The following is a 15,664-nucleotide window of genomic DNA, read 5'->3' on the forward strand; positions in this document are numbered from 1 at the left end:
TCCGCAGCACCAGCGTTGGCGTTCAACGCCGGACATGCCAGATGGCTTCGCCACCGCAATCAGATATCCCGGGAGCGCCACCCGCTTATGACCCTGCATGAGGGGCTTGCCTTCGGGCTGGTTGCCGCCACGATCGGCGGCTTCCTGTCCGGCCGCGTGCCGTATGATCTGGTCGCCCTCGCGGCCCTGGTTGTGGGTGTCGCGATCGGCATCGTCCCGGCCGATCAGGCGTTCTCCGGCTTCTCCAGCGAGGTCGTGATCATCATTGCCTCGGCCCTGGTGGTCAGCGCCGCGGTGGCCCGCTCAGGGATCGTCGAGGCGGCGATGCGGCCGATCGTGCCCCGGCTGCGCACCACCAGGGTCCAGGTGCCGGTCCTGGTCGGCTTCGTGATGCTGCTGTCGATGGTCACCAAGAATGTCGGCGCACTTGCCATCTTCATCCCGGTGGCGTTGCAGCTGGCGCGACGCACCAAGACCCCGCCCTCTGCCTTGCTGATGCCGATGGCGTTCGCCTCGATGCTCGGCGGCCTGGTGACCCTGGTCGGCACCTCGTCGAACATCCTGACCGCCAAGGTCCGCCTCGATGTCGAGGGAAAGGCATTCGGCATGTTCGCCTACACGCCGGTCGGATTGTCGGTCGCCTTCATCGGCTTTGTCTTCCTGGCCTTCGGCTGGCCGCTGCTGCCGCGCGGACGACGCGCCGCCTCGACGATGGAGGCGGCCTTCAACCTCGAGGACTACACCGCCGAGGCCGGCGTGCCCGAAACATCGCCCGCCTGCGGCCGGACCATCGCCGAGATCGAGGCGATGGCCGAAGGCGACGTGCAGGTGGCGCTGGTGATACGCGAGCGCTTCCGGCGCTATCCGCGGCGGCCGGACTGGACGGTGCGCGCCGGCGACGTGCTGCTGCTGCGCGGCGAGCCCAGCGACCTCGAACGCCTGGTCGCGCGCGCGCGCTTCGAGCTCGCCGGCGGCGGCCATGGCGAGGCGCGCGTCGTCGAGGGCGTGGTGACGGCGGATTCGTCCCTGGTCGGCACCACCCTCGCACGGGCACAACTCGAACAGCGGTTCGGCATCGGCGTGCTCGCGGTCAGCCGCAGCGGCGAGCGGATCAGGCAGCTTCTGGCCAGCGTGCGCGTCCGCGCCGGCGATGTCGTCGTGCTGCGCAGCGCCTCGCCGCGGATGCCGGAGACGCTCGGCGAACTGCGCGTGCTGCCGCTCGCCGAACGCAGCATCACGCTGGGACGCAACGACCGCAGCTTCATCCCCGCCTTGGTGCTGCTGGCGGCGATGACGCTCGTGGCCTTGCACCTGGCCTCTGTCGGCATCGCCTTCTTCGGCGCCGCGATCGTGCTGCTGCTGATGCGCGTGATGACCATGCACGAGGCCTACGAGACGGTGGAGTGGCACGTGCTGATCCTGCTCGGTGCGTTGATCCCGATCAGCCGCGCCATTCACGACACCGGCGGCACCAACCTGATCGCGGGCTTGCTGCTGCACTCGGTGCATCATTTGCCCGGGATCGGCGTGCTCGGCGTGGTGCTGGTGGTGACCATGGTGGCCACCCCGTTCCTGCATAACGCGCCGACGGTGCTGATCATGGGGCCGATCGCGGCCAGCCTCGCGGTCAAGCTCGGCTTCAACCCCGACCCGTTCCTGATCGCGGTGGCGTTGGGCGCCGGCTGCGACTTCCTCACGCCGCTCGGGCATCAATGCACCACCCTGGTGATGGGACCCGGTGGCTATCGTTTCGGCGACTACGGTCGGCTCGGAGCACCCCTGTCGTTGCTGGTGGTCGTCGCCGGACTGCCGCTGATCGCCCTTTTCTGGCCCCTGCACGGACATTGAAGCCGATGGCACGTCTTTCCGCTTCCTGGCGCCGACGCTCGGAACATCTGGTCGCACTTGCCGGCGTGCTGTTCGTGGCCGGTTTGTGCCTGTTTGCAGGCTACGTCATCATAAGGCAGCGCGCGGACTCGCACATTCTCGCGTGGAACACCCAGCTGATCACGGTCGAGCAACTGCTCTCAGCGTTGAAGGACGTCGAGACCGGCGAGCGCGGCTACTTCATTACCGGCAGTGCAATGTATCTGCAGCCTTACCAGGCGGGACTCGCGGACGTGCAGCGCAACCTGTCCGCCCTGTCCCGCCGAGGACCATACGGCGCTGCACTGCCGGGCCTGGTTGCGGCAAAGCTCGCGGTGGCGGCACAAATCGTAGCCAGCAAACGCGTCGGCGACACCCGGGCGGCGCTGCATTTCATGCTCGACGGACAGGACAAGGCGGCGATGGACCACGTCCGTGCGGCCGTGGCAGGTCGGCAGGACCATCTGCGCCGGCAAATACAACGCCGCGATGCGTCCAGCGCGGCACTCTGCGCGGTGCTGCTGGCGGCTTCCGTCCTGGCGCTGCTGGGCGGCTTCGGCAGCATCCTACTGGTGGCGCGACGCAGAAATCGGTCAATACAGGAGAGCCGCGCAGAGCTGATCCTCAGCGAAGAGCGATTCCGCACCCTGATCGAAGCCAGCGCCTCGATCATCTGGCTGATGCCGGCCTCGGGACGCTTCGCCGCGCCGCAAACGGCCTGGACCGCGTTCACCGGCCAGGATGGCGTCGCCATGCAAGGCAACGGCTGGATGGACTGTGTCCACCCGGACGACCAGGCGGAGACGGCGCGGCTCTGGCCCGGGGCGATCGCGGCAGGCGTGCCGTTCATCCTGGAACACCGGCTGCGCAGAACCGACGGCACGTGGCGCAACATGCTCGCGCGTGGCGTGCCGGTTCGCAACGACAGCGGCGCGGTTCGCGAATGGGTCGGCACCCACACCGATATTACCGACCAGCGTCAGGCCGAGGCCGATCTGTTGGCGGCAAAGCAGACGGCGGAGGACGCCAACCGGGCGAAAAGCCAGTTCCTCGCGAACATGAGTCACGAGCTGCGCACGCCGCTCTCGGCGGTGATCGGCTACAGCGAGATGCTTGAGGAAGAGATCGAGGATCTCGGCCAGAAATCGTTGCTCGATGACGTGCGCAAGATCAACAGCAACGCGCGTCATTTGCTCAGCCTGATCAACGACGTGCTCGACCTCTCCAAGATCGAGGCCGAACGCATGACCACCTACGCCGAGGATTTCAGCACGGCGGGGTTGCTGCGCGAGGTCGCCTCGACGGTCGAGGCATTGGTTGCCACCAAGCACAACCGCCTGATGCTGGATCTGGGCGCGGAGACGGAGCTTGGGTCCATGCACACCGATCAGGTCAAGCTGCGCCAGTGCCTGTTCAACCTGATCAGCAACGCCGCCAAATTCACCGAGAACGGCACCATCACCGTGCGGGCGCGACGCGAGGATACGGACCTGCTGTTCAGCGTCGCGGATAGCGGCATCGGCATGACGGCCGAGCAACTCGAACGCCTATTCGAGCGCTTCGCCCAGGCGGATGCCTCCACCACCCGACGCTTCGGCGGCACCGGGCTCGGTCTTGCGATCACCCGCGCCTTCTGCCGGCTGCTCGGCGGCGACGTGACGGTGGAGAGCGTCGAAGGACAGGGCTCAACCTTTACCATGCGTATCCCTGCCCTGCTGCCGGAACCGACCGAGCCGGAGCCGGAAGCGGCGCCGGCAGCCGCCGGCAAACATCTGGTGCTGGTCGTCGATGACGATCCGAACCAGCGCGAACTACTCACCAGGTTTCTTGAGCGCGAGGGTTTTGCAGTGCGCACTGCGTCCGACGGCTGTGCGGGCCTCGAACTGGCCCGGGAACTGGTGCCGCGCGCCATCCTGCTCGATGTGATGATGCCGCAAATGGACGGCTGGTCGGTGCTGGCGGCACTCAAGGCCGACACGGCGCTGGCCGCGATCCCGGTCGTGCTGGTCACCTTCGTCAATGACGTCGCACTCGGCGAGTCGCTCGGCGCCGCGGAGCTGGTTGCCAAGCCCGTGGACTGGGAGCGGCTCGGCCATGTGATGGAACGTTTCCGCGGCGAAGGGCACGTGCTCGTCGTCGATGATGATGCCGACACTCGCCATCGGCTGCGCACGCTGCTCGAACGCAACGGCTGGTCGGTAGCCGAGGCTGCAGACGGCCGACAGGCACTCGATCTGGTTACGCAGTCGGTGCCGCAACTGATCCTGCTCGACCTGATGATGCCGGTGATGGACGGATTTACGTTCCTGCATGCGCTGCGTGAGAAGCCGGATTGCCGCGACGTGCCGGTGGTGGTGATGACCGCGCGCGACCTCACCGCCGATGACCGCGAACGCCTTTCCGGCGCCGACCGGGTCCTGAGCAAGGGCGAGACCAATCTGCGCCTGCTTGCGGACGAACTGTTGGCGCTTGCGTCCGACGCGTCCATGCATCAGGGCGAGACGCCGACGAACGCCGACGCGTAGGCTCAGAGCGACCATGTCAGCCGATCTGTTGATTGCCGGCGACCGCCAACTGAGCGTCACAGGCACGCTTGTAGGCTGGCCGCGCTTCACCGCGCGCGACGTAGGCGGCGAGATTCGGCGTGTCGTCCAGCAGGCCTGACGCTTTCACCCGGAGCAGCACCGACACCATCATCAGGTCACCCGCGCTGAACGCGCCATCGAGCCAGTCGGCATCGCCGAAGTGATGGGAAAGCGGGCCCAACCGGTTACGGACGCGATCTGCGACGAGAGGCATGCGTTGCGCGGCCCAGGACCTGTCTCCCTCAAGCAGCCTCGCGGTCGTAAGTTCAAGGATCGGCGGCTCCATTGTGCTGAGTGCGGCGAACATCCACATGATCGCGCGCGCCCGGGCATTTGCATCCTCGGGCAACAGCCCCGCATGACGCTCCGCGATATGGAACACGATCGCTCCCGTCTCGAACAGGACGAGATCGCCTTCCTCATAGGTCGGAATCTGCCCGAAAGGATGCAGTGCCAGATGGGCGGCTTGCTTCATCGCGCTGAACGAAACGAGACGCACCTCGTAGGGCTGGCCGACTTCCTCCAGCGCCCAGCGAATGCGCGTATCACGTGCCAAGCCCTTGCCGCCGTCGGGTGACCGTTCAAAGGCGGTGATGATAATGGTCATCGCGGACTTACCCAAAAAGCGGGGCGGCACCCGAAGATGCCGCCCTTCTCAGCTTTGCTCACAACAGGTAAGCGAACCCGGCGTCACGTGACGTCGAAGCGATCGGCGTTCATGACCTTGTTCCATGCTGCCACGAAATCCTTGACGAATTTCGGCTGGGAGTTGGCGCAGGCATAGACCTCGGCGAGGGCGCGCAGTTGCGAGTGCGAGCCGAAGATGAGGTCGACGCGCGTGCCGGTCCACTTCTCCTCCTTGGTCTTGCGGTCGCGGCCCGCGTAGGCGTTCTCGGAGTCCGTGGGCTGCCACTCGGTCTTCATGTCGAGCAGGTTGACGAAGAAGTCGTTCGTCAACGTGCCCGGCCGCTGGGTGAACACGCCGTGCCTGGAGCCGCCGGAATTCGCCCCCAGCACCCGCAAGCCGCCGACCAGCACCGTCATTTCCGGGCCGCTCAAGCGCAGCAGTTCGGCCTTGTCGATGAGCGCTTCCTCTGGCGCCATGAACTGCGCGCCCTCGTAGTGGTTGCGAAACCCATCGCCGGTCGGCTCCAGGGGCGCGAACGATGCGGCGTCGGTCTGCTCCTGCGAGGCGTCCATGCGACCGGGTGTGAACGGCACCTTGATGTCGGTCCCGCCCTCCTTCGCCGCCTGCTCGATCGCGGCACAGCCGCCGAGGACGATCAGGTCGGCGAGCGAGACCTTCATGCCGCTGGTCGCCTGCGCGTTGAACGATGCCTGCACCGCCTCGAGCTTCTGCAACACGCCGGCCAGCTCGGCGGGGTTGTTCACCGCCCAGTCCTTCTGCGGCGCGAGGCGGATACGCGCGCCATTGGCGCCGCCGCGCTTGTCGGAATAGCGGAACGTCGCCGCCGACGCCCAGGCGGTGGAGACGAGCTGGGACACCGAAAGCCCGGTGGCGAGGATCTTCGCCTTGAGAGCCTCGATCTCCTGCTCGCCGATAAGCGGGTGATCGACTTCGGGGATCGGATCCTGCCAGATCAGCCGCTCCTTGGGCACGAGTGGGCCGATGTAGCGCTGGATCGGGCCCATGTCGCGATGCGTGAGCTTGAACCAGGCGCGGGCGAAAATGTCCGCGAATTCGTCGGGGTTCTCGTAGAAGCGGCGCGAGATTGTCTCATAGGCCGGGTCCGCGCGCAGGGCGATGTCGGACGTCAGCATGGTGGGCAGACGCGTCTTGGACGGATCGTGCGCGTCCGGAATGTCCGCGGGGGCATTCTTGGCCTGCCACTGCCAGGCGCCGGCCGGGCTCTTGGTCAGCTCCCACTCGAACTTGAACAGGTTATCGAAATAGTGGTTGCTCCATTGGGTCGGCGTCTGCGACCAGGTGACCTCAAGGCCGGCGGTGATTGCGTCCGCGCCAAGTCCCGTGCCGTGGGTGCTGCGCCAACCGAGGCCCATATCCTCCATGACCGCGCCTTCGGGCTCGGGGCCGACGAACGAGGGGTCGCCCGCGCCATGGGTCTTGCCGAAGGTGTGGCCGCCGGCGATCAGCGCCACCGTCTCCTCGTCGTTCATCGCCATGCGCGCGAAGGTCTCGCGAATATCGTGCGCCGAGCCGAGCGGATCGGGCTGGCTGTTCGGTCCTTCCGGATTGACATAGATGAGCCCCATCTGCACCGCGCCGAGCCGGCTGTCCAACTGCCGCTCGCCGCTGTAGCGCTCGTCGCCCAGCCAGGTCCCCTCCGGACCCCAATAGAGCTGCTCGGGCTCCCAGGTGTCCGCGCGGCCGCCGGCGAAGCCGAACGTCTTGAAGCCCATCGACTCCAAGGCGACGTTGCCGACGAGCACGAACAGGTCGGCCCAGGAGAGCTTGTCGCCGTATTTCTGTTTGATCGGCCAGAGCAGCCGGCGCCCCTTGTCGAGGTTGGCGTTGTCGGGCCAGCTATTGAGCGGCGCGAAACGCTGCTGGCCGCCGCCGGCGCCGCCGCGGCCGTCGGTCGTGCGGTAGGTGCCGGCGCTGTGCCATGCCAGGCGAATGAACAGGCCGCCGTAATGCCCGAAATCCGCCGGCCACCATTCCTGTGAATCGGTCATCAAAGCGTGCAGGTCGGCGATGACGGCGTTCAGGTCGAGCGTCTTGAACGCTTCGGCATAGTCGAACTCGGCGCCCATCGGGTTGGCCCGCGGCGAGTGCTGGCTCAGAGTCTCCAGGCTTAGCGACTCCGGCCACCAGTCCCGATTACCACTCCGCGCGCTCTTGCGCTTCGCCGGGGAGCCTCCGTGCACGACCGGGCACTGGCCCGCTGCCGCATTGTCGGTCGGTCCATCCATGGTGTTCTTCCTCTCAAGAAGCGTGCTGTAACGCAGTCTAGTGCGGGCGGGCATCGCTGTTAAATTGATTGTCGGTGGCCAATTGATTGAACAGGTCTATCGACAAGCGTCACACGCGATGGACGCCAGACGGCAGATGGTCACACAGGGTTTGCGCAAGCAAATGGATGTCACGTGGCCTGGGATAGCTGCGTCGCCATACGAGGCCGATGCGTCGCCCCACGCCGGCTGCCATCGGCCGGATCGAGACCGCGCGGGTGCGCGCGTCGCCGCATGCCATCGCCGGCAGCAGCGTGCTTCCCAAACCGGTCGCCACCATCTGCAGGATGGTCTCCAGGCTGGTCGCGCGAAAGTCCCCGTCCGCCTCGCGCTCGGCCGTCCCGCAGATCGCCAGGGCCTGCTCGCGCAGACAATGGCCTTCGGTCAGCAACAGCAGAGCGTGCTCGCGCAGTTCGTCCTCTTGCATGATTTTTGTCGAGGCGGCCTTGCGGCCTTTTGGCGCGGCAAACCAGAACGGTTCATCAAACAACGCGAGCGTCTCCAGCCGATCGCCCGGGACCGGGAGCGCCACCAGGGCGGCGTCCAGCCGATGCGAACCAAGTCGCTCCAGCAGGGGGGCCGTCAGATCCTCGCGCAGCACCAGGCGCAGCGCCGGATAATCTCGCTTCAGCGCCGGCACCAGCCACGGCAGAACGTAAGGCCCGAGTGTGGGAATGACACCGAGGCTGAAATCGGCGGCCAGGGGCCCTGAGGTTTGCTGCCCGACGCTCATGATGGCGTCGATCTCCGCCAAGATGTGACGCGCGCGCCCGACGATGTCCGCACCGACGGCGGTGACGCTCACCGACTTGGTTGTGCGCTCGAACAGCTTGACGCCAAGCTGCGCTTCGAGGTGTTTGATCTGAATGCTCAGCGTCGGTTGCGCCACATCGCACGCCGCGGCCGCGCGGCCGAAGTGACCATGTTCGGCAATCGCCACCACGTAGCGTAGGTCCTGCAACGTCATACGCGCTGTCTCATAGCCTGCATCAATCAACGATTACATCCATCGATGATTACAAGTCCATCGTACGGGTCGCGCCGCGAACCTGACCCGGGGGATAGCCGACGACGCGGCTGAAGGCGGTGCTGAACGCGCTTGTTGATTGAAAGCCGGTCGACCCCACAACACTGGCTATGGAGTGCTTACCGGAGAGAAGACGCCTCCTTATCAAAGCTGCCCTAAGCTGCGCGCATAAACGCCAGGATTTCACCGGCCAATTCTTCCGGAGCCTCCTCGGCCATATGATGGCCGCAATCAAGGCTGCGACCTCGTCGCGTCGTCGTCCATGGCTCCCACACGGCGAGGACATCGCCATACAGAAGTTCAAGATCATCGCGCGATGACCACAGGATCAGGGCCGGGCAGCCGATCCGGCGTTTCGCGCGGCGGTCGGCCTCATCGTGAGCGCGATCGATCCCGAGACCCGCTCGATAATCCTCAAGCATGCCGTGCACGGTCGCCGGATCATGAATGGCTGCGCGGAAATCCGCGTAGGCTTCCTCGTGCGTCGCAACGCTCCAGCGCCTCCAGAATCGGCACGCCGTCGAGAATGCCCACGTGGCTGACGGCCTCGGGATGATCCATCGCCGTGCGGAACGCGGTGTAGCTGCCGCGATCATGGCCGAAGGATGGCGAACTGCTCGTGGCCGAACTGGCGCATCAGGGCCACACAGTCGCGCGCCTTGGCTCGCTTGGAGGAACCAGCATGGTCGGGCGTGTCGGCAGGTTTCGAGGATTGGCCGAACCCTCTCATGTCGGGACAGACAACGCTGTGCTGCTGCGCCAAGAGAGGAGCAACTCTGTGCCAGGTTGCGTGGGTTCGAGGATGTCCGTGCAGCAACAGGATTGGAGAGCCACGGCCGCCGTAACGAACCCGTAGCGTGGCCTCGGGCAGTGCGATGGTTTCCAGTTTGAAGCCGTCGAACATCGCGCCCTTCCGTTCTTGAGGGAATCGGCTTCTCGTCATCGGTCAAGCTCTGCCGCAACCAGTTCGGCGATCTGCTGGTTTACAGGCGCGGCCATACCGTCATTGAGCAGCCAGGCCGCAGACAGCCCCGTCCAGGCGAGGATCCATTGCAACAGGCGGCGACGCTGCAAGGACGCTGCATGTGTCACGATCGCGAGGCGCTGCTCAAGCACGGCGGGTATCGTCGCCACGGGCGTCTCAGGCATTGCGAGGTCGGGGTTCAGAAAGATGTTGGCAAAATCAAAGCCGCGCTCGCCGAGCAAGCCTTTCGGGTCAATGGCGAGCCAGCCGCGTGTTGCAAAGTCGAGCACGTTGCCGTGGTGCAGGTCGCCATGCAGGACATGGATGTCCAACGGCTCGGTCAACAGCACGCGCGCCGTCTCGGCACATCTTGTGAGCACGGCGCCATGCGTTGTGGCCGCCGGCTCGAGATCGTGGAACCAGTGCGACAATGGAACCAGACCGGGTGGCGGCTGAGCCCGAGGAACGTGGAGCTGTTCCACGACAGAGCACAGAATCCGAACAGCGTCGTCGTCGCGTCCTAAACGGGCCATCTCTGACAGGCGCGCGGTCCCGGTCGCCCGTTCGAGCAGACAAACGTTGTCTTCCCGACATAGGACCCGTGCCGCTCCCCTGCCGCCCCACCAATCCATGAGCGCGGCAGCTTGGCGCTCTTCTCCGTCAATCGTCAGCTTGAGCATGGCCGGCTCCTGCCCGCGCAAAACTGGCAGCAACCGGCTGGAAGCGGTGACCAGTTGTTGACCGTCAGGGGTCAGGCTCCAGAGAGCGAGGTATCGTTCAAACATCGGGTAACGCTATCATGAGCAAAGGCTCTGCCGGGTCGAACTCGGTCGGCCGCGATGCTGCGCACATGGCGGCCGGGTCGTCAGGGGCTCGGTGGACGTAACCGGGACCGACGCGCTGGTCCTCTGCCAGGTAGCGTTTTGAGCACGCCTGCGGGATCATCGTTCCATGGGTCGAACAGGGCGGCACCGCTCAGACGCACGTCCCGGAGGTTGCGCGTTGCGAGGATAAGGCCGTGCTCCAGGGCGGTCGCCGCAAGCATCGTGTCGATGACCGGCGGGGGATGGCCAGTGTCGCGCTTGACGGTGCCGCTGATCGCACCCCAGCGGCGGATAATCGGGTCGGAGACGGAGAGCAGGCGTGGGCCGAAGCGGGCCGCCAGATTGTCGCGCGAGGCCATGAAGGCGGTGCGGCGCGGGTCGTCGTCGGGCAGGTTGGTGATGCCCTTGTCATATTCGCCGATGGTCAGGATGCTGAGATAGAGCGTCGCTTCGTCCTGGCTGGCTGCCCAGGCCTTGACGCGCGTAGAGCCGCCGGCGCGGATGATTTCGGCGATGACGTTCGTGTCGAGCAGCCAGCCGATCAAAAGGTGACGTCGCGACCAGTGTCGGGGGCGCGGGTCAGGTCGAGACCGTCGAGGCTCAGGCTCTCCATGAAGGCGACGAAGGGCACGGCGTCGCTCGCCGGCGGCAGCAAGCGTCGCAGCTCGTCCGCGGCGATGACGACAACCGCCTCGCGACCACGCACGGTGACGCGCTGCGGACCTTCGGCGCACGCCTGACGCACGAGCTCGCTGAACCGCGCCTTGGCGTCCTCGAGCTTCCACACGGTGTCGTCGCGCGTCGGCATGACGGTCTTGCGGATCTGCCCCATGGTCGGCTCCTGACTAGCTGACTAGCTTGTAGTTGGAGTTGCGGCGGATTGCAATGGTGGATGACGGTAGCTCAGCTCGTGATCTGCACCCGGATCGGGCCTTCGCGTTCCAGCACGTTCACCGCGACCTCGCCGCCGACGCGTTGCAGGTGCACACTCACCCGGGCACCGCCGACGGAGAGATTGTAGAGCGTCATTTCCTGGAGGAAGGCGGGCAGGCGCGGGGTGTCGAAATGTACCGTGGTGGTGGCCGGGTCGAAACGCAGGCCGAGGGTGGCCTGTAGCAGGCTCGGCAGGGTCGCGGCCGCCCAGGCTTGCGGCGAGCAGGCCACCGGATAGCGCACCGGGCCTTCGCCGCGCTGCCTGGCGAAGCCGCAGAACAGTTCGGGCAGGCGGCGCAGGTCGGAGAACAAAGCCGCGTCGAACAGCCCGCCGAATAGCCGGACCGCCTCCTCCTTGTAGCCGTAGCGGGCGAGCCCCAGGCCGATGATGGCGTTGTCGTGCGGCCAGACCGAGCCGTTATGATAGGCCATCGGGTTGTAGCGGACCTCGCCGACCGGGATCGTGCGCACCCCCCAGCCGGAGAAGAAGCTGCGACTCATCAGGCCGGTGACGATCCGGGCCGCGCGCTCCGGCGGCACGATGCCGGTCATCAGCGTGTGCCCGGCGTTCGACGAACGCACCCGGCAGGGCCGCTTCTTGCCGTCAAGCGCGATCGCGTAGGTGCCGAGCTCCTCGCACCAGAAGCGGTCGTTGAAGGTGGTGCGCAGCGCCTCGGCTTCGGAGTCCAGCTTTTGCGCGCGGGCCCCGTGACCGAGCCTGCGGGCGATCTCAGCCCCTGCCTGCTTGGCGGCATAGACATAGGCCTGCACCTCGCACAGCGCGATCGGACCCTCGGCCAGGGTGCCGTCGGCGTGGAAGACGCTGTCGAAGCTGTCCTTCCAGCCCTGGTTGGCCAGGCCGTTCTCGTTGCGCCGGCCATATTCGACGAAGCCGTCGCCGTCGCGGTCGCCGTACTCGTCGATCCAGTCCAGCGCCCGCTCGATATGCGACCAGAGCCCCGCAATGGTCGCGACATCGGCGGTGCGATCGAGATACTGCCCGGCCAGCATGACGAACAGCGGCGTGGAATCGATGCTGCCGTAATAATGCCGGAACGGCACCTCGCCCAATTCCGCCATCTCGCCGTGGCGCACCTCATGCAGGATCTTGCCGGGCTCGGCGTCGGCGATCGGGTCCATCGCGTCGGCCTGGTGGGCGGCGAGATAGCCCAGCACGCCGCGAGCGATGGCAGGATCGAGCCACAGCGTCTGCATCGCGGTGATCAGCGCATCGCGGCCGAAGGCGGTGCTGTACCAGGGGACGCCGGCGTAGGGGTAGGGGCCGGTCGGCTTGTCGGTGATCAGCATGTAGATGTCGCAGATGCAGCGGCGGATCGCCTCGTTGAAGATCTCATTGGAGGAGGCGATCGCGGCCGCACGCGCCGAGGAGACGCGCAGCGCCCGGCGCGCCTCGACCATCGAGAACAGGAATGCCTCCGACGGCCTCTGGCGGGGCGGCTCGGTGGCCGCCTTGTCGCAGGCGATCTCGATATGGATCAGCACGCGGGCACCCGGCTTGAGGGTGAATGAGAATCGCGCGGCGTTGTCGGTCAGCGCGTCCGGGCGCGGCTCGAAGCGCAGCCGGGTGCTGCGCACGCGGTCATCGAGGCCGGTATAGGCGAGCAGCACGCAATCGCCGTCGACGACGGGGGCCGACAGCGTGCCGCGACGCGCACGCGGCGTGCCACGCGCCTCGAACAGGTCGGAGAAGTCGGCGCCAAAGCCGATCTCGATGCTGGCCTGGCGTGGCTCGACATCGAGATTGCGCAGCAGCACCCGGCCGTAACATGCGTTCTTCCAGAGGAAGCAGGTGCGACGCAGGTGCAGCAGATCATGCGACAAGCTACCGCCGCCGGCGAGCGCCAGGTCCGGGTTGGTGAGGTCGCACGACAGGGTCGCATTGTTGTCGCGCAACGCCGAGGACAGCAGGATCGGCGCCGCATCGTTCAGCGAGAGCGACAGCGACGACAGGTGGCGGGTGTCGAGATAGTAGATGCCGTCGGCGATGCCGGGCCCATACAGGATGTTGCCGCTTGGATCGAACACCCCGAACATGTCGCCATGCTTGAGCGCGTGCAGCCGCCGCTCCGACAGGATCGAGCTGGCGCCGACGGTATAGGCGCTCGGCTGCTCCGGGTTCAGGCTGTCCAATGGCGGCTCCCCTACTTGCAGGTCTGGGTATGCTGGTCCGGCGCACAGGGTTAACCGAAGCGTGCGCAACCGGCCAGCACGCAGAACGTTTCCGGTGCGTCATGGCCCGTTCCTATGCCGAGAAGCGTGATTTCAGCCGCACCCCCGAGCCGAAGGATGGGACCGGCGGGGGTGGCTCGATCTTTGTCGTGCAGAAGCACGCGGCGCGCCGGCTGCATTGGGATTTCCGCCTCGAACATGGCGGCGTGCTGTGGAGCTGGGCGGTGCCGAAGGGCCCCTCGATGGACCCGCGCGACAAGCGGCTGGCCGTGCATGTCGAGGACCATCCGGTCGATTACGCGGGCTTCGAGGGCACCATCCCGGCCGGCAATTACGGCGCCGGCACCGTCGAGCTGTGGGACCGCGGACACTGGGCGCCACTCGCCGACGACCCCGCCGCCGCCCTCGGCGAAGGCGAGCTGAAATTCACCCTCGACGGTGGTCGCCTGAAGGGCGGCTTCGTTCTGGTGCGGCTAAAGCCCAAGGCGGGCGAGAAGGCCGAAAACTGGCTGCTGATCAAGGAGCGTGAGCAGGCCCAGGCCAAGCGGGACGCCGGCTCACCAGTGCCACGCAAGCAGGCCCCGCAGCTTGCCAGCCTGGTGCGCGCGCCGCCGAGTGGGCCCGGCTGGATCAGCGAAATCAAGTTCGACGGCTACCGCATGCTCTGCCGCAAGCAAGGCGACGCCGTGACGCTGCTGACTCGCAACGGCCTGGATTGGACCAAGCGGGTGCCGGTGCTGGCCGAGGCGATCGCCCGGCTACCCGCCGACAGGGCCATGGTCGACGGCGAGCTGGTGGCGCTGGACAAGGACGGACGCAGTTCGTTTGCGGTGCTGCAGGATGCGTTATCAGGCGAAAAGACGGGCGCGCTGCTGTTCTACGCTTTCGACCTGCTGCACCAGGACGGCACCGACCTGCGCGCCCTGCCGCTCAAGGCGCGCAAGCAGGCGCTCGACACGCTGCTCGATGCGGCAGGTGACCCGATCCGGCTGAGCGAACATCTGACCTCGGAGTTGGCCAAGGTGCGCACCGAGGCCTGCAAGCACGGCCTGGAGGGCATCGTCTGCAAGCGGCTGGACGCGCCCTACCGCGCCGGGCGCGGCAAGGACTGGCTCAAGCTCAAATGCGAGGACCGCGAGGAGTTCGTCATCGTCGGCTTCACCCCGCCGAAGGGCAGCCGGGGCCATCTCGGCGCCCTGCAGCTCGCGCGCAACGGCGAGGAGCGTCGGCTGCACTTCGCCGGCGGCGTCGGCACCGGCTTCACCGCGGCAAGGCTGCGCCGCTTGCGCGAGCGGCTGGACCCGTTGCGCGAAGCATCGCCCCCGGACGGCCTAAGCGGTGGCGAAACCGCGCCGAAGACGACGCAATGGGTGCGGCCGGAGCTGGTCTGCGAGATCCGGTTCGCCAACCTCACCCCGGACGGCATGCTGCGCCATGCGAGCTTCCTGGGCCTGCGCGAGGACAAGCCCGCAACCGAGGTCGTGCAGGCGCCGGCAGTGCGCCTGACCCACCCGGACCGGTTGCTCTGGCCCGAGGACGACGGCGGCGTCAGCAAGGCGGAGCTCGCCGCCTATTGGCAGGCGGTGGCGGCACGTGCGCTGCCGGGGATCGCCGGACGGCCGCTCGCCTTCGTGCGCTGCCCGGACGGCATCGCCCAGACGCACTTCTTCCAGAAGCACAAAACCCGTGGCATGCCGGAGGCGATCACCGAGGGCACGCACGACGGCGCGCCGTATCTGGCCATGGACGGCGAGGCCGGGCTGCTGGCGGCCGCCCAGATCGCGGCCATCGAGCTGCATAGCTGGGGGTCGTCGCTGGCCGACGCCGGCCACGCCGACCAACTGGTGTTCGACCTCGATCCCGGCGAGGAGGTCAACTTCGCGGACGTCGTGGCCGCGGCCAAGGACGTGCGCGCCAGGCTGGGCCGCGCGGGGCTGGTCGGCTATGCGCGCACCAGCGGCGGCAAGGGGCTGCATGTGGTGGCACCCATCCGCACCGCCGCCGACTGGAGCCAATTACGCGCCTGGTGCCGGCGTTTTGCCGAGCGGATGGAGCGCGAGGCGCCGCAGAGCTACGTCGCGAGCACACGCAAGGTGCGACGTCGCGGACGCATCCTGGTCGACTGGCTGCGCAACGGGCTAGGCTCGACCGCAATCGCCTCCTATTCGCCACGGGCACGGCCCGGTGCGACGGTCGCGACCCCGCTGTCCTGGCGCGAGGTCGCGGCCTCGCTCGATCCCGCGCAATTCACCATTCGCACTGTGCCGGCGCGTCTGCGACGGGCCGATCCATGGCGCGCGTTCGACGCCGACCGGCGCGATCTCGACATGGAGGCATAGGC

General features: G+C 66.8%; 13 protein-coding genes. 3 read left to right on the forward strand and 10 right to left on the reverse strand.

What is annotated here, in order from left to right; translation table 11 throughout:
* Positions 1 to 87 precede the first annotated feature (87 nt).
* Both ACQY4K_RS09720 and ACQY4K_RS09725 read left to right on the forward strand, forming a co-directional pair.
* Complete coding sequence (locus ACQY4K_RS09720; RefSeq protein WP_428395599.1) at positions 88 to 1,848, forward strand: SLC13 family permease; 1,761 nt, start codon at positions 88 to 90, stop codon at positions 1,846 to 1,848.
* 5 nt (positions 1,849 to 1,853) lie between these two features.
* The gene (locus tag ACQY4K_RS09725) at positions 1,854 to 4,391 is read left to right on the forward strand and encodes a response regulator (RefSeq protein WP_428395601.1); all 2,538 of its coding nucleotides are present in this window, start codon (positions 1,854 to 1,856) and stop codon (positions 4,389 to 4,391) included.
* A gap of 16 nt (positions 4,392 to 4,407) precedes the next feature.
* Here ACQY4K_RS09725 and ACQY4K_RS09730 read toward each other — a convergent pair whose 3' ends face one another.
* The 10 genes from ACQY4K_RS09730 to ACQY4K_RS09775 all read right to left on the reverse strand — a co-directional run bounded on the left by ACQY4K_RS09730 (position 4,408) and on the right by ACQY4K_RS09775 (position 13,284).
* Positions 4,408 to 5,058, reverse strand: a complete 651-nt coding sequence (locus tag ACQY4K_RS09730; RefSeq protein WP_428395603.1) for a glutathione S-transferase family protein — start codon at positions 5,056 to 5,058, stop codon at positions 4,408 to 4,410.
* An 83-nt stretch (positions 5,059 to 5,141) separates the two neighbouring features.
* On the reverse strand, positions 5,142 to 7,346 hold the full coding sequence (katG, locus tag ACQY4K_RS09735; RefSeq protein WP_428395605.1) for a catalase/peroxidase HPI: 2,205 nt from the start codon (positions 7,344 to 7,346) through the stop codon (positions 5,142 to 5,144).
* Between the two features lie 109 nt (positions 7,347 to 7,455).
* Positions 7,456 to 8,352: a hydrogen peroxide-inducible genes activator gene (locus ACQY4K_RS09740; RefSeq protein ID WP_428395607.1), complete on the reverse strand. Its 897-nt coding sequence runs from the start codon at positions 8,350 to 8,352 to the stop codon at positions 7,456 to 7,458.
* A 49-nt stretch (positions 8,353 to 8,401) separates the two neighbouring features.
* Positions 8,402 to 8,599 (reverse strand): helix-turn-helix domain-containing protein, encoded by a 198-nt coding sequence (locus ACQY4K_RS09745; protein ID WP_428395609.1) that lies wholly within the window; start codon positions 8,597 to 8,599, stop codon positions 8,402 to 8,404.
* Positions 8,568 to 8,843: an alpha/beta fold hydrolase gene (locus ACQY4K_RS09750; RefSeq protein ID WP_428395611.1), complete on the reverse strand. Its 276-nt coding sequence runs from the start codon at positions 8,841 to 8,843 to the stop codon at positions 8,568 to 8,570. Before ACQY4K_RS09750 ends, ACQY4K_RS09745 begins: the two co-directional genes overlap by 32 nt.
* A 161-nt stretch (positions 8,844 to 9,004) precedes the next feature.
* Entirely contained in the window at positions 9,005 to 9,316 is a 312-nt protein-coding gene (locus ACQY4K_RS09755; RefSeq protein WP_428395613.1) for an alpha/beta fold hydrolase, read from the reverse strand.
* Positions 9,317 to 9,351: 35 nt separating this feature from the next.
* Entirely contained in the window at positions 9,352 to 10,161 is an 810-nt protein-coding gene (locus tag ACQY4K_RS09760) for an aminoglycoside phosphotransferase family protein (RefSeq protein WP_428395615.1), read from the reverse strand.
* Positions 10,162 to 10,241: 80 nt separating this feature from the next.
* Entirely contained in the window at positions 10,242 to 10,745 is a 504-nt protein-coding gene (locus ACQY4K_RS09765; RefSeq protein ID WP_428395617.1) for a type II toxin-antitoxin system VapC family toxin, read from the reverse strand.
* The gene (locus ACQY4K_RS09770) at positions 10,742 to 11,032 is read right to left on the reverse strand and encodes a type II toxin-antitoxin system prevent-host-death family antitoxin (RefSeq protein WP_428395619.1); all 291 of its coding nucleotides are present in this window, start codon (positions 11,030 to 11,032) and stop codon (positions 10,742 to 10,744) included. The genes ACQY4K_RS09765 and ACQY4K_RS09770 overlap by 4 nt, the downstream gene beginning before the upstream one ends.
* 71 nt (positions 11,033 to 11,103) lie before the next feature.
* Entirely contained in the window at positions 11,104 to 13,284 is a 2,181-nt protein-coding gene (locus tag ACQY4K_RS09775) for an amylo-alpha-1,6-glucosidase (RefSeq protein ID WP_428395621.1), read from the reverse strand.
* A gap of 101 nt (positions 13,285 to 13,385) precedes the next feature.
* Between ACQY4K_RS09775 and ligD the strand changes: the two genes are divergently transcribed.
* Positions 13,386 to 15,662, forward strand: a complete 2,277-nt coding sequence (gene ligD / locus ACQY4K_RS09780) for a DNA ligase D (protein WP_428395623.1) — start codon at positions 13,386 to 13,388, stop codon at positions 15,660 to 15,662.
* The last annotated feature ends 2 nt before the right edge of the window (positions 15,663 to 15,664 follow it).

It is taken from the genome of Lichenicoccus sp. (assembly GCF_965276875.1).
Classification (GTDB): Bacteria; Pseudomonadota; Alphaproteobacteria; order Acetobacterales; family Acetobacteraceae; genus Lichenicoccus.

Coding starts and splice junctions, on each gene's coding strand:
- katG (WP_428395605.1), bottom strand. CDS start 7,346: ATGGATGGACCGACCGACAATGCGGCAGCGGGCCAGTGCCCGGTCGTG.
- ACQY4K_RS09725 (WP_428395601.1), top strand. CDS start 1,854: ATGGCACGTCTTTCCGCTTCCTGGCGCCGACGCTCGGAACATCTGGTC.
- ACQY4K_RS09730 (WP_428395603.1), bottom strand. CDS start 5,058: ATGACCATTATCATCACCGCCTTTGAACGGTCACCCGACGGCGGCAAG.
- ACQY4K_RS09720 (WP_428395599.1), top strand. CDS start 88: ATGACCCTGCATGAGGGGCTTGCCTTCGGGCTGGTTGCCGCCACGATC.
- ACQY4K_RS09740 (WP_428395607.1), bottom strand. CDS start 8,352: ATGACGTTGCAGGACCTACGCTACGTGGTGGCGATTGCCGAACATGGT.
- ACQY4K_RS09770 (WP_428395619.1), bottom strand. CDS start 11,032: ATGGGGCAGATCCGCAAGACCGTCATGCCGACGCGCGACGACACCGTG.
- ACQY4K_RS09755 (WP_428395613.1), bottom strand. CDS start 9,316: ATGTTCGACGGCTTCAAACTGGAAACCATCGCACTGCCCGAGGCCACG.
- ligD (WP_428395623.1), top strand. CDS start 13,386: ATGGCCCGTTCCTATGCCGAGAAGCGTGATTTCAGCCGCACCCCCGAG.
- ACQY4K_RS09760 (WP_428395615.1), bottom strand. CDS start 10,161: ATGTTTGAACGATACCTCGCTCTCTGGAGCCTGACCCCTGACGGTCAA.